The sequence below is a fragment of the Burkholderia sp. MBR-1 genome, from assembly GCF_013822785.1.
GTDB lineage: Bacteria > Pseudomonadota > Gammaproteobacteria > Burkholderiales > Burkholderiaceae > Burkholderia > Burkholderia vietnamiensis.
Genome location: NZ_CP053609.1, coordinates 861,223 through 875,769 on the forward strand (window position 1 = coordinate 861,223; position 14,547 = coordinate 875,769).

The following is a 14,547-nucleotide window of genomic DNA, read 5'->3' on the forward strand; positions in this document are numbered from 1 at the left end:
GCCGCGCTCGGTCACGAGCGCGGCGTTTTTTTCGCAGGCCGGGCGGCGGCGCGCGGCGTCAGATCAGCCGCAGCATGTACAGCTCGCGCTTCACGTACGCGTAGAAGATCGGCGCGGCGATCACGCCCGGCAGCCCGAACGCGGCCTCCATGATCAGCATCGCGAGCAGCAGCTCCCATGCGCGCGATTCGATCTGGCCGCCGATGATCTTCGCGTTCAGGAAGTATTCGAGCTTGTGGATCACGATCAGGAACGCGAGCGACGCGATCGCGGTGCCCATGCTCACCGACAGCGACACGGCGACGATCAGCGTGTTCGAGACGAGGTTGCCGATCACCGGCAGCAGCCCGACGATGAACGTGACGAGCACGAGCGTCTTCGACAGCGGCAGCCGCTGCTGGAAGATCGGCAGCGCGACGAGCAGGTAGATGCCGGTGAACGCCGCGTTGATCGCCGAGATCTTGATCTGCGCGAACACGATCCGGCGGAACGATTCGGCGAAGCGCGACACGCGCGTGACGAGCGCCGTCGACAGCGGCCGGCGCACCTTGCCGTGCTCGACGCCGATCGCGATCATCGCGCCGATGACCATCCCGAACAGCACGTGGCCGAAGCCGCGCGCGACGCTCTTGCCGCCTTGCTGGAGCTGGTCCATGTGCGAGTGCATCAGCAGCGCGGCCTTCGCCTTCATCTGCTCGACGTCGACCGGCAGCAGGTTGGCGATCCACGCCGGCGTGCGCGCGCGCGTCTGCTCGACGATCTGCATCAGCTGGCCGAGCAGGCTCTGCAGGTTCGGCACCGTGTGCTCGAAGTGCTGGATGATGCCGATCGTCAGGCCGGTGAGGCCGCCGACGATCGCGATCGACAGCAGCACGACGGCGACCCAGCGCGCGCGCATGCTGGTCGTATGCCGTTCGATCGCAGGCGCGATCGTGTGGATCAGCTGGTAGACCAGCAGGCCGGCCAGCAGCCCGCCGAGCAGCTTCAGCTCGATCACGGCCACCATCGCGACCAGCGCGAACAGGTAGCTGCCGATCTCGATCGCCGACAGCTTCGGCAGGCTGAAGTCGCTCGTCAGCCGCACGCTGCGCAGGTGCGGCTCGCGGTTCTGCGCGTCGCGCGACTCTTGTTGCTTCTCCATCATGGATTCCTGTCGTTCGTGTGGCGTGCCGCGCGGTGGGCGGCAGGACCGCGGTTGCCGCGCGCCGCACCGGATTGGTGCGGAGGGCGAACCTTACGACCGTAAAGTATAGCTGCCATTATGGTCCGCCACGGGACGGTTTGGCTCGTGGTGTAAACGCAGAAGGGAAAACCGCAGAAGGGAAAACGCGCAGGGCGCCCGGCGTGCGGGCCGCCGAGGGCGCGCGGCCGGGCGGCCGCGCGCGGGAACGGAACGTGTCAGCCGGCCGCCGTTTTGCGGGTCGGCCGCTTGAGCAGCGGCGCGAGATACTTGCCGGTGAAGCTGGCCTTGGTCTTCGCGACCTGCTCGGGCGTGCCCTGGGCAATGATCTGGCCGCCGCCCGCGCCGCCTTCCGGACCGAGGTCGATCACCCAGTCGGCCGTCTTGATCACGTCGAGGTTGTGCTCGATGATCACGACCGTGTTGCCCTGGTCGCGCAGCCGGTGGATCACCTCGAGCAGCAGCGCGATGTCGTGGAAGTGCAGGCCGGTCGTCGGCTCGTCGAGGATGTACAGCGTGCGGCCCGTGTCGCGCTTGGACAGCTCCAGCGACAGCTTCACGCGCTGCGCCTCGCCGCCCGACAGCGTCGTGGCCGACTGGCCGAGGCGGATGTAGCCGAGGCCGACGTCGAGCAGCGTCTTCAGCTTGCGCGCGATCACCGGCACCGCGCTGAAGAACTCGTACGCGTGCTCGACGGTCATGTCGAGCACTTCGCTGATGTTCTTGCCCTTGTACTGCACCTCGAGCGTCTCGCGGTTGTAGCGCTTGCCGTGGCACACGTCGCACGGCACGTAGACGTCCGGCAGGAAGTGCATCTCGACCTTCAGCACGCCGTCGCCCTGGCACGACTCGCAGCGGCCGCCCTTCACGTTGAACGAGAAGCGGCCGGGATCGTAGCCGCGCTCCTTGGCGGTCGGCACGCCCGAGAACAGCTCGCGGATCGGCGTGAACAGGCCCGTGTAGGTGGCCGGGTTCGAGCGCGGCGTGCGGCCGATCGGCGACTGGTCGACGTTGATCACCTTGTCGAAATGCTCGAGGCCCTCGATCGCCTCGTACGGCGCCGGCTCGGCCGACGAGCCGTACAGATGGCGCGCGACCGCGTGATACAGCGTGTCGTTGATCAGCGTCGACTTGCCGGAACCGGACACGCCGGTGATGCAGGTCAGCAGCCCGATCGGCAGCTCGAGATCGACGTGCTTCAGGTTGTTGCCGTGCGCGTCGGCGATGCGCAGCATCCGCTCGGGATCGGGCGCGATCCGCTCGTCCGGATACTCGATCGTGCGCTTGCCGACCAGATACTGGCCGGTCAGCGACTGCGGGTTCGCCTGCACCTGCTTCGGCGTGCCTTCGGCCACGATCACGCCGCCGTGCTCGCCGGCGCCCGGCCCCATGTCGACGACGTAATCGGCGGTGCGGATCATGTCCTCGTCGTGCTCGACGACGATCACCGAGTTGCCGAGGTCGCGCAGGTGCTTGAGCGTCGCGATCAGCCGGTCGTTGTCGCGCTGATGCAGCCCGATCGACGGCTCGTCGAGCACGTACATCACGCCGGTCAGGCCCGAGCCGATCTGCGACGCGAGCCGGATGCGCTGCGCTTCGCCGCCGGACAGCGTTTCGGCGCTGCGCTCGAGCGACAGGTAGTCGAGGCCGACGTTGTTCAGGAAGGTCAGGCGCGCGACGATTTCCTTGATCACCTTGTCGGCGATCTCGCGCTTCGCGCCCTCGAGCGTCAGGCCGTCGAAATAGCCGAGCGCGTCGCGCAGCGGCCAGCCGCTGATCTCGTAGATGCCGCGCGCGTAGTCGCCGGTGCCGACCCTCACGTGGCGCGCCTCGCGGCGCAGCCGCGTGCCGTCGCACGACGGGCACGGCTGGTTGTTCTGGTACTTCGCGAGCTCCTCGCGCACCGCGGCCGAATCGGTCTCGCGGTAGCGCCGCTCGAGGTTCGGGATGATCCCTTCGAACACGTGCTCGCGGATCGTCGTGCGGCCGCGCTCGTTGATGTACGAGAACGGGATGGTCTGCTTGCCCGAGCCGTACAGCAGCACCTTGCGGATCTTCTCGGGGAGATCTTCGAACGCGGCGTCGATGTCGAATTCGTAGAACGCCGCGAGGCTCTGCAGCATCTGGAAGTAGAACTGGTTGCGGCGGTCCCAGCCCTTCACCGCGCCGGCGGCGAGCGACAGCGACGGGTGCGCGACGACGCGCTTCGGATCGAAGAACGTGATCTGGCCGAGGCCGTCGCATTCCGGGCACGCGCCCATCGGGTTGTTGAACGAGAACAGGCGCGGCTCGAGCTCCTGCAGCGAGTACGAGCAGATCGGGCACGCGAACTTCGAGCTGAACAGGTGTTCGCGCTCGGTGTCCATCTCGAGCGCGATGGCGCGGCCGTCGGCGAGGCGCAGCGCCGTTTCGAACGATTCGGCGAGGCGCTGCTTCATGTCCGGGCGCACCTTCAGGCGGTCGACGACCACGTCGATCGTGTGCTTGTCGTTCTTTTTCAGCTTCGGCAGCGAGTCGACCTCGTAGATCTTCGCGACGCCTTCGTTCGCCGTGCCGCCGCCCGAGCGCACGCGAAAGCGCACGAAGCCCTGCGCCTGCATGTCCTCGAACAGCTCGGCGTGCTCGCCCTTGCGGTCCGCGACGACCGGCGCGAGGATCATCAGCTTGGTTTCCTCGGGCAGCGCGAGCGCGGCGTCGACCATCTGCGACACGCTCTGGGCCTCCAGCGGGATGTCGTGGTCGGGGCAGTACGGCGTGCCGACCCGTGCGAACAAAAGTCGCAGGTAGTCGTGGATTTCGGTGACCGTGCCGACGGTCGAACGCGGGTTGTGGGACGTCGCCTTCTGTTCGATCGAGATCGCGGGCGACAGGCCTTCGATCAGGTCGACGTCGGGTTTCTCCATCAGCTGCAGGAACTGGCGGGCATACGCGGACAGGCTTTCGACGTAGCGGCGCTGGCCCTCGGCATAAAGGGTGTCGAACGCGAGCGACGACTTGCCCGACCCCGACAACCCGGTAATCACGACCAGCTTGTGGCGCGGCAGGTCGAGATTGACGTTTTTCAGGTTGTGGGTGCGTGCCCCACGGATACGGATCTGTTCCATGAACCTGGCCAAATGGAGGGAACCAAACCTGCTACTATAACGGCTTTTCGAGGCCGTCGTTGGGGGTCCCAGCCTTTGCAGCAGCCGGTCGACGCGCTGCCCGCGCGGGTGAAAGCGGCCTTGCCGCACGGCTGCGCGGCGTCCTGCAAGGTGCGCCGGAAAGCTTCCCGAAAGCGCCTGCCCGGCTTGGCCGGGGCGCTGGCCCTGATCTTTCGCCGCCCGCCGCCGGGCGGACATTCCGATCATTCGAAATTCATTCCCGATGTCCAATCCGTCCGCCACGTCTTCCCGCATGACTGCGCCCGAACTGCGCGCGACCGCGTCGCTCGCGGCGATCTTCGCGCTGCGCATGCTCGGCCTGTTCATGATCATGCCGGTGTTCTCGGTCTATGCGAAAACCATCCCGGGCGGCGACAACGTGCTGCTCGTCGGGCTCGCGCTCGGCGCCTACGGCGTCACGCAGTCGCTGCTTTACATCTTCTACGGGTGGGCGTCGGACAAGTTCGGCCGCAAGCCCGTGATCGCGACCGGCCTGCTGATCTTCGCGCTCGGCAGCTTCGTCGCCGCGTTCGCGCACGACATCACGTGGATCATCGTCGGCCGGGTGATCCAGGGGATGGGCGCGGTGTCGTCCGCGGTGCTGGCGTTCATCGCCGACCTGACCTCCGAGCAGAACCGCACGAAGGCGATGGCGATGGTCGGCGGCTCGATCGGCGTGTCGTTCGCCGTCGCGATCGTCGGCGCGCCGATCGTGTTCCACTGGGTCGGCATGAGCGGGCTCTTCGCGATCGTCGGCGTGCTGTCGATCGTCGCGATCGGCGTCGTGCTGTGGATCGTGCCCGACGCGGCGCGGCCCGTGCACGTGCCGGCGCCGTTCGGCGAGGTGCTGCACAACGGCGAACTGCTGCGGCTGAACTTCGGCGTGCTGGTGCTGCACGCGACGCAGACCGCGCTGTTCCTGGTCGTGCCGCGGCTCCTGGTGGACGGCGGGCTGCCGGTCGCGTCGCACTGGAAGGTGTACCTGCCGGTGATGGGGCTCGCCTTCGTGATGATGGTCCCGGCGATCATCGTCGCGGAGAAGCGCGGCAAGATGAAGCCGGTGCTGCTCGGCGGCATCCTCGCTATCCTGATCGGCCAATTGTTGCTCGGCAGCGCACCGCATACCATTCTGATCGTGGCCGCGATCCTCTTCGTGTACTTCCTGGGTTTCAACATCCTCGAAGCGTCGCAGCCGTCGCTCGTGTCGAAGCTCGCGCCCGGTTCGCGCAAGGGCGCGGCCACGGGCGTCTACAACACCACGCAATCGATCGGGCTCGCGCTCGGCGGCATCGCGGGCGGCTGGCTGCTGAAGCACGGCGGCGCGAACACCGTCTTCTATGCGTGTTCGGGGCTCGTGGCGGCGTGGCTTATAATCGCGGCCAGCATGAAAGCCCCGCCGCGCAAGGCCTGAACCCTCTTTTCGGGCACGCACGGACGGCGCTCGGCGGCTTGCTCGGCGGGCCGCTCGGAGCACCTTCGCGAGCGGTCCGGCATCGAATTTATTGGAGAAACACATGGCATCCGTCAACAAGGTCATCCTCGTCGGCAATCTCGGCGCCGATCCTGAAGTCCGTTACCTGCCGAGCGGCGACGCGGTTGCGAACATCCGTCTCGCGACGACCGATCGCTACAAGGACAAGGCGAGCGGCGACTTCAAGGAAATGACCGAGTGGCACCGCGTCGCGTTCTTCGGCCGGCTCGCCGAGATCGTCAGCGAATACCTGAAGAAGGGTTCGTCGGTCTACATCGAGGGTCGTATCCGCACGCGCAAGTGGCAGGGCCAGGATGGCCAGGATCGCTACTCGACCGAAATCGTCGCCGACCAGATGCAGATGCTCGGCGGCCGCGGCGGTGCGGGCGGCGGCGGTGGCGGCGGTGACGAAGGCGGTTACGGCGGCGGCTACGGTGGTGGCGGCGGCAGCCGCGGCGGCGAGCAGGCGGAACGCGGCAGCCGTGCCGGCGGCGCATCGCGCGGCGGTGCGGGCGGTGCAGGTGGCGGCCAGAGCCGTCCGAGCGCGCCGGCAGGCGGCGGCTTCGACGAGATGGACGACGATATTCCGTTCTAACCACCCGTAATTCAATAATGTAAAGATCGACCCTGCCTTTTGGCGGGGTTTTCTTTATCTATTACGGTTTACGGCCTTGAAGCAGTGTCAAGATCAAGCGAAGGGGTACCGCGGCACCTATCGTTTTTGATACGTAATGACCTCTGTAAACTTTCTCTGCTCGAGGTCAACTGCTGGCACTGCCAAGGCACACTTTTCTTGGTAGAAACGTAAACATCACCTATCGTGCTGTTGACGCCCCTTGAGGAGGGTGGCAATGGCCAATTCGTTCTTCGTGGTAATCGTCCGGCATCCCGGAGGCGAGCGCCTTCCCATCCTGCTCGACGCCGACCGTCAGCCTATCGCCTGGATAAATCTCTATCTCCTCAAGCACTTGCGACGCAGGCTCTCATTCAACAGTCTCCTGAAGGTCACGCGGATACTGGGTTTCCTCCACGCGTGGTCACTCCGACAGACGTTCTCGCTGCGCGAGCGCCTGGAAAGTGGGAACGGTCTAACCGAGAGCGAGATAGAGGGTAGCCTTTGTTCGTGGCTGCGTCGCAATTTCCGGACAGCCGATGAAGTCCGGTCATTGGTTGTCGTACCAAGCTCGATCAAATTCAGGCTGGACGTCGTATGGCACTTTGTCAGCTGGCACTTCGATGCAGCGATCAGTGCCAGGCCCGTTGGCAGCAGTGAAATCAGGGACATTCGGACAAAACAAACTGCATGCAAAAAGATATTCGCCGACGCCGCCAAAGGGCGCGGGCAATCATCTGAACATGCTAAACCCCTACTGGATCCAGAGAAGCGGAGACTGCTGGCGATATGCGAGGTCGACAGCCCCGAGAATCCATGGAAGAAGCCGTATCGCATCAGGAATCGGCTAATCGTTCACCTGATGCTCGCGCTCGGTCTCCGGCGCGGGGAACTTCTTAAGTTGCGAGTTTCCGATTGTCATTTAACGCGTGCCATTCCGGAGATTCGCGTCGAGCGTTCACCTGACGACGACGATGATCCCCGCATTAACGAACCGCAGGTCAAGACAGAGTCACGTCAGTTGCCATGTGACCGCCGGCTCGCGAGAGAACTGCATCAGTTTATCTGTGTGACGAGGAGGAGCACCCGTCTGTCGGATCGGATGCCGTTTCTATTTCAGAGCCGGTCCGGCCTGCCATTGAGCCTTAACCGGTTGAATGGAATCATCGGTCAGATTGGGTTGAGGCATCCAGAGTTCGCCGCTCTGCATCCGCACTGCCTGAGAAGTACCTGTGCCACCGACTTCAAGGAGACAGCCCGCCGCGCAGGCATCAGTGAATCGGATCTCGATGAGGACATGAAAACCTTCTTCGGGTGGCGGTCTGACAAGTCAATCGCTCCGTACGTCGAGGAAGCGACGCGCCGCGAAGCCGGTGAGATCGGACTAGCGCATCAAGAGCTACTTTTCGGTAGTTCAGGCTGAGCGAGCTTGATCGTGACAAACGATGAGATAAATCGCCAACTGGGCGGAAAGCTCCGCCAGTACGGACTGTCACCGCTAGTAAATCAGATAGTAGATCGCGATGGACGGACGATGGATCTGAGCGGCGTTGTATGGAAATTCAATGTTCCGATACAGAAATCGTCCTTTGACTGGAGCCGGGTCTCGGGCGGCAACGTTATCGTGGTTTATGCGCTAAGGCTTTGGACGCAGCAACAACTCAAGCAACAGTCCGCGCGAGCGGCCCTCGCGAGTTTGCGAGTTGTCGCGGCAGCTCTTCAGGGCGGTAGCGAAAGGACGCATGCCTCAAGGCGTGTGAGGCAATTGTGGCAATCGATGTGTGACATTGAAGAGGCGCAGGCGTTGGATGACGCTCTTCGCATTCTCATGTTGTCTGTTATCGAGAATCTGAGAGCGACGAAGAGGATGGACGATTTTTATCGTCTTCGCCAATGGTACTGTCGATCGTCAGACTTGCTTGCCTGCCTGGGGTTTGACGAAGAGTTCGCATTAGACTTAGGGCGGGTTCATGTGCCTGGGCACGAGTCAGGTCTTGCAGTGGAACTCGAAGGTGAAGAGTCTGGGCCGCTATGGGACGTTGAAGTCTCAGTACTCCAACACGCAGTTTTGGAGGATCAATCGTCTGAACCTGAGCACGTTATGCAAAGGGCGGCGGTGGCGCTGGGGTTAGCCTTTGGTCGTAACCCGTCCAATTACTGCCTGCTTCGCGAGGAGGATTTGAAGAATGTACTCGCGGGCTTCACCGTACCGCCCCAGTGGATCCTGTCCATCCCGCGCATCAAGAAGCCGGGCATCGGACCGCGGGCCGCATTCGTTAATGAGCGCGTCGACGAAAAGCTCGTACAGATTATCCAGGCTCTTATCGACAGCAATAGGGCGATCGACTGCGGAAAATTTCCGCGTCCGCTCTTTATGCGAACGACGCCGGATACATGGTTCGACGAAACGGGCGTGAGCGAATACAAATATCATTTGCAAATAGAGGCATATCGTAGCCTGCTAGTAAGGTTCGTTGACCGACTAGATTTGAAATCACCTAGAACAGGTGAGCGCCTGTTCATTACGCCACGTCGTTTGCGGTATACGTTTGCGACGACGATGGTCGAGCGGGGAGTAGCCAAGCGTGTCTTGGCGGCAATGCTGGATCACACGGATACCCAGCATGTGCAGGTATATTATTCGCTTAAGGGAAAGCGATTGACCCAGATCCTCGACCGCGCTGCCGCGCTCCGGATCGGACCGCTAATGAAATTGTTTAAAGGCAAAGTGGTTGCGTCAGCAACTGATGCGACGAATGGACAGAAACCCGAGAAAACGGTGACATTTGTCGGGGACTTGCATGCCGTCACCCCGTTCGATATTGGGGGCTGTGGCAAAAAGAAACGCTGTTGGCTTGATCCCCCTTTCTCCTGCTACTGTTGTCCACAATTCGAGCCGTACGCGGAAGCCGATCATGAGGCCGTCCTGAGTGAACTACTCGCAAGCCGGGAGGATCGTCGAAAAAAATATACGCAACAGATTGCGATTCAGCTCGACGACGTAATCTACGCCGTATGTGAGGTGATAATCGAGGTGGCGACCTATGTTCGACGGAAAGGCGCGAAAACGTAAATCGATGGCAGCTGTTGGGTCAGTCATCGGGCTACCGACCGACAACTGGATGGCGAACCAGGCCACGCTGATAGCGCTTTGGAAGAAGTCAAACCCATTCCTCAACGTGATCTGGGAGCAGCCAGTTTGGGACGCGGCCGCGACATATGAGTCCCAGACGCGTGGATATAAATCGAATGGCAGTCCTTATCATCTTCTATTCACCCAGCACTCGCGGAGGGCGCGTGTCGAGGGTGAGCCTCTCACCGGCGCATTCGGTGATGTAGTGAAGTCGCTCGTTTGTGCACGTCACGCGCGACGCGGTCAAACCGTTTCGAGTCACATGGTATTTGTGCGCGCTACGCGCTACGTGTACGACGCACTGAAATCCGATGGCTGCGATATTAGCCGGATCACGCCAGCCCATCTCGATCTTGCTGCAGACGCGTTGATAGAACGGGAGGCCGAGACCACTGCGTATAAGGCTGTTGGTCATATGGAAGAGTTCGCGGACATGCTGGACGCAAACGGGCTCTGCAGGGTCCGGCTGGACTGGCGGTGCCGTAGGAAGGTGCGGCCAAAAATGTTGGGATCTGACCGTATCGAAGACTCGCCTGCGTTTGCGGAGCCCGACGACCGCCTTCCGAAGGAAGACGTCATTCGGTCTGTGGGGTGGCTATACCAGACTATCCCGAATAATGACTCCGTCAGTGGTACCGCAAATCCCGATCGTATTGCAATCCTGGTCACGACCATTCTCGTGTGCACGGGGCTGCGAATTGGTGAAGTGCTCACCTTACCGGCGGATCCGTTTCTGACTGAACGCGACGGCACCAAGTGCCTGCGATATGCACGCCTCAAGGGGAGACGTGACCATGTCACCGTCGAATGGAAGGTGAAATCGCTCCTCAGTGCAACCGTTGAACTTGTGGAGGAGGCGGTTAAGGAGCTACGCCAGTTGACGGAAGGCGCTCGGAACGTCGCACGGTCGTTCAGCCGGACTGGAAGCGTGCTTGCCGGAATAGAGCTAAATCCGGTCTTAGGACCTGAAGATGTCCTACGGCATACCGGGCTCGAAAGCCGGAACGTTGCGCAGTTTCTCCGGCTACGCGATATCCCATACGATGTTGTTAACAAGAGGATTCGGGTTGGAAAATCGGCATTCATGGAGGGCATCAACCGAGACCATTGGTTGACGCCGATGCTGCCCGGACCAAAAGGGAAGCGACTCGAACTTCATCAAGCCCTGTGTGTCGTGTATACGAACCAGATGCATCGTGGATCCAAAACTACGTTGCTCTATGCGGCACAACCGATTGCCGATCAGCAGATCCGTGACTTCCTGACGGCTCGCACGGGAATCAAAAACATCTTTGAACGCTCTGGCATTGTCGATGCTGACGGGCAGCCCATCGATATCAGCTCAAAAGGGTTCCGCCACTTTCTGAACAATCTGCTGGATGAGGGTGGGGCGCCGGATCTCGTTCAGACCAAATGGTTTGGGCGAAAGAATCCCGCCGACACTAGAGCGTATCAACATCTGACGCCTGCGCAGCGAGCGAAGAAGGTGGCTGACGAAATCTTTGCTGGCAAGCTCGAGGGTGAGATTGCCGACATCGTTAAGGTGCTACCGACAGATGTCGGCAGAGCTTTCCTGACCGCGCGTATTCAGGCTGTCCACGACGTTGGCCCAGGCATGTGCGTACACGATTTTCAGATGATGCCCTGTCCGCGGCACCTGCAGTGCGACGCCGACTGCGACGAATACCTCTGGGAGAAAGGTGACAAGGAACGCAAGAACGCTCTAGTGCGTCAGGTGGCAATAGTGCAGTTGAGTATACGCGCCGCACGTAGCCGAAAGGCAGCTGGAGGAATAGTTAAGAGTGACTGGTGGAGACATTTGAAAGCGAGGTACCGCCAGCTTCTGACGCAGATGAAATCGTCGGGGTTGGGTAAGTCGGATATCGCTCGCTTTATTGCAGAGAACGGTCTTGATAGCAGCGGCGAGTTTTCTCCACCATCTACCAAAGGAGGCAGCTAAACATCCGCTCGGGTTGGCGCATCGAAGATCTATTGCTCACTGCCCATGGTTGTTCGCGCCAAAGGGGCGTTTGGCATTTGATGAGGTTCATCGGGTAATTTGTTGAGGGATGTCGCATGGTCAAGGTAATCAGGGCGAGTGCAAAGATTAGTGAAACGAAGGCGCTCGCGATCATTGCCGAGTTGGAGCGGTGGCGCGATCGTGAGCTTGGAACCAAGCTGACCTGGGGGAAAATTGAAGCCTTTTCAGGCTATACCCGTCAGGCACTAAGCCGGCACCCGAACGTCAAGATGGCCTATGACGAGGCAAAGCGAGCACTTGCGGATCCGACTCGTGTATCTTCTTCGCGCTCCAGGGATGAGGAACAGAAATATTTCGACCAGACGGTTAAGGATTTAGAGGGGGTAGTGAAGAGATACCAAGCGCTGGAGCAAACGTGGTTCCAGCGTTGGCAACGTATTGCAATTCGTTGCATCGATCTGGGGTTGAGCATTGAAGATCTCGACAAGCCGATCGATGATCTAAACAGAAGAGGCGACAAGTCCGAAGCGACGCGTGGCAGGCGAGGAAAGCAGAGGCAATGATGCTGGCTGTGCAGGCCGCTGGCGACGGGCCTGTCAGTAATTTCGTGTTCAAGGCATATGATGCTCCGAAGGAGACTATATGCCTCGCAAACCGAAAGCCAAACCGGTAGACCTGCCGGCGATTCCCGCCGCGTTGCTTGAGCAATTCGGCAGCGGTCCGATGACGGCCGAAGCGATCAACGCCGCAACGATGGCCCTCAAGAAGGCGCTGATCGAGCGAGCACTGGGCGGTGAGATGAGTCATCATCTGGGCTACCCGCCTGGCGCGGCCAAGCCGAGCGCCGTAACCAATCAGCGCAATGGCACGGGCGCCAAGACGGTGCTGACCGAGGACGGCCCGATCCGTATCGAGGTGCCTCGTGACCGCGACGGCAGCTTCGAACCGCTGCTGATTCCCAAACACGAACGACGCTTCACGGGCTTCGACGACAAGATCGTCGCCATGTACGCCCGGGGCATGACCGTGCGTGAGATTCAGGGATTTTTGCAAGAGCAATACGGTACCGAGGTTTCGCCCGATTTCATCAGCTCGGTCACCGACGAGGTCATGGCCGAAGTGACCGCCTGGCAAGCGCGGCCGCTCGAGCCGATGTATCCGGTGGTGTTCTTTGACGCGCTGCGGGTCAAGATTCGCGAAGACGCCGTGGTGCGCAACAAGGCGATCTACCTTGCGCTGGGCGTTCTGCCCGACGGCACGCGCGATATTCTAGGCTTGTGGATCGAAGGCACCGAAGGCGCCAAGTTCTGGATGAAGGTGTTCAACGATCTCAAGACACGTGGCGTTCACGACATCCTAATCGCCGTGACCGACGGCCTCAAAGGCATGCCCGAGGCGCTGGCTGCCGTGTTTCCGGCGACCACGCTGCAGACCTGCATCGTTCACCTGATCCGCAACAGCCTCGATTACGCCAGCTGGAAAGACCGTCGAGGATTAGCCGCAGTGATTCGCCCAATCTACTGCGCACCGAGTGCGGAGGCGGCTCAGGCAGAACTCGACGCCTTTGCCGCAGGGCCATGGGGCCAGAAATTCCCGACAGTCAGTGCGGCATGGCGCAACGCCTGGGATCGTGTGATTCCGTTCTTCGCGTTTCCGCCGGCGGTTCGCAAGGTTATATACACTACGAACGCCATCGAGAACATCAACTCGCAGCTGCGCAAGATCATCAAGACTCGAGGACACTTCCCGACCGATGAGGCTGCCACCAAGCTCATCTGGCTGGCACTGCGCAACATCACCGCCGATTGGGGGCGTGCTGCTCATGACTGGAAGGCGGCTATGAACCAGTTCGCCATCCTTTACGAGGATCGATTCGTTCGACCATCCGTGTGAATCTCAACCCGCCTTGAACACGGAAATCCTGACACCCCCCTGGCGACGCGTCGTCCGTCGGATCGGTTGCCTGGGCGTTTTGTAAATTCAACCCAAACTGACGAGTCCTGCGAGCACGCCATATTTCCCAAAAGCGAAACACCGAAAAATTTGACGCATGGCGCTGGCGTCGTCCAGGCGTAACGGAAACGACTATGACTCTGAGCCGCGACGGCTTCCTATCCATGCACATTAACGCACTCGCGGATGAGGCGTTTCGAGACTATTGCCCAGGCCATGCGGCACTCGTAGAGCAGATCAATCGCTTCGCCATCGCCCTGCTGATCGTGCCGCGCGACATCCAGCAGCGTGACGCAGACCTGTTCGCTGTCACGCTTTTGGGGCGGTCCGTTCAGGACTTCGAGGGCGCAGTGCTTCTGGCTGCCAGGGGGCTGCGTGCGCAGTCGCGGGCCATGGTCCGGTCAACCTTCGAAACCGCGCTGTACTGTGTGGCTGCCTCTCGCGACATAGTGTTGTCGCAGGGCGTTAAGATCAAACCCAAGAAGGGTGAGGCTCAGACGATACGGTTCGTCGAGGCGTTTGAGGGTGGACACCAGCGGTTCCGCGGGCGGGTCGCGGCCGAGTTGCGAGCGATGCCTGAGATGCCGGCCGAAACGGTGGCGGCGCTTAACGCGTTGCTCGACGAGATCGGCACGCCAGGTGGGCACCAAGACATTAACCTTCACGGGCTGGCAGAGGACTTGGGCCTGTCGGACCTATATACGGTTGTCTACCGCTCACTCTCTCAGGATGCCCACCCGTCTGCTACCTCTCTTCAGCACCACGTTGAGGTGAGTACCGCAGGAAAGATAACCGGCCTGCACATCGGCCCTGACTATTTGCAGTTTGCCGATACCTTGGCCCTCGCGTCCTGTTCCTTGTTGGTCGCGTTAGACGGGTTCGTGGGTCGCTTCGGTACATCGGAGGAGCGAGACGCCTTCGGGACGCTTGTGAGTGCCTATCGAGCACTCCTGGATCCCTCGATGCCCAACACGGATAGTTCGACCGCAACCAACGTGTAGGTTAAATATTGAATCTCGCATCCAAGTTGGATGCATCTCGACGGGCACTTGTCGCCAAAATAGTGGCGCAAC

Annotated in this window: 10 protein-coding genes; 8 read left to right on the forward strand and 2 right to left on the reverse strand. The window is 61.1% G+C overall.

Annotated features, from left to right (window positions below; translation table 11 throughout):
• Positions 1-58: 58 nt before the first annotated feature.
• Together MBR110_RS04020 and uvrA are read right to left on the reverse strand one after the other, a co-directional pair.
• A complete protein-coding gene (locus MBR110_RS04020; RefSeq protein ID WP_014723662.1) occupies positions 59-1,141 on the reverse strand; it encodes an AI-2E family transporter in 1,083 nt (360 codons plus the stop codon).
• Positions 1,142-1,398: 257 nt separating this feature from the next.
• The gene (gene uvrA / locus MBR110_RS04025; RefSeq protein ID WP_011886044.1) at positions 1,399-4,284 is read right to left on the reverse strand and encodes an excinuclease ABC subunit UvrA; all 2,886 of its coding nucleotides are present in this window, start codon (positions 4,282-4,284) and stop codon (positions 1,399-1,401) included.
• A gap of 262 nt (positions 4,285-4,546) precedes the next feature.
• Between uvrA and MBR110_RS04030 the strand changes: the two genes are divergently transcribed.
• The 8 genes from MBR110_RS04030 to MBR110_RS04065 all read left to right on the forward strand — a co-directional run bounded on the left by MBR110_RS04030 (position 4,547) and on the right by MBR110_RS04065 (position 14,475).
• On the forward strand, positions 4,547-5,734 hold the full coding sequence (locus MBR110_RS04030) for an MFS transporter (RefSeq protein WP_060044338.1): 1,188 nt from the start codon (positions 4,547-4,549) through the stop codon (positions 5,732-5,734).
• A gap of 103 nt (positions 5,735-5,837) precedes the next feature.
• Positions 5,838-6,389 (forward strand): single-stranded DNA-binding protein, encoded by a 552-nt coding sequence (locus tag MBR110_RS04035; protein WP_011886042.1) that lies wholly within the window; start codon positions 5,838-5,840, stop codon positions 6,387-6,389.
• Positions 6,390-6,645: 256 nt separating this feature from the next.
• A complete protein-coding gene (locus MBR110_RS04040; protein ID WP_181709175.1) occupies positions 6,646-7,830 on the forward strand; it encodes a site-specific integrase in 1,185 nt (394 codons plus the stop codon).
• 111 nt (positions 7,831-7,941) lie between these two features.
• A complete protein-coding gene (locus tag MBR110_RS04045) occupies positions 7,942-9,480 on the forward strand; it encodes a tyrosine-type recombinase/integrase (RefSeq protein ID WP_181709176.1) in 1,539 nt (512 codons plus the stop codon).
• On the forward strand, positions 9,452-11,500 hold the full coding sequence (locus MBR110_RS04050) for an integrase (protein ID WP_258569966.1): 2,049 nt from the start codon (positions 9,452-9,454) through the stop codon (positions 11,498-11,500). Before MBR110_RS04045 ends, MBR110_RS04050 begins: the two co-directional genes overlap by 29 nt.
• A 116-nt stretch (positions 11,501-11,616) precedes the next feature.
• Positions 11,617-12,084 carry a hypothetical protein gene (locus MBR110_RS04055; RefSeq protein ID WP_181709177.1) on the forward strand — a complete coding sequence of 156 codons (468 nt, stop codon included), beginning with the start codon at positions 11,617-11,619 and terminating at the stop codon, positions 12,082-12,084.
• A 79-nt stretch (positions 12,085-12,163) separates the two neighbouring features.
• The gene (locus tag MBR110_RS04060; RefSeq protein WP_111943846.1) at positions 12,164-13,414 is read left to right on the forward strand and encodes an IS256 family transposase; all 1,251 of its coding nucleotides are present in this window, start codon (positions 12,164-12,166) and stop codon (positions 13,412-13,414) included.
• 194 nt (positions 13,415-13,608) lie between these two features.
• Positions 13,609-14,475: a DUF5677 domain-containing protein gene (locus MBR110_RS04065; protein ID WP_181709178.1), complete on the forward strand. Its 867-nt coding sequence runs from the start codon at positions 13,609-13,611 to the stop codon at positions 14,473-14,475.
• Positions 14,476-14,547 lie beyond the last annotated feature (72 nt).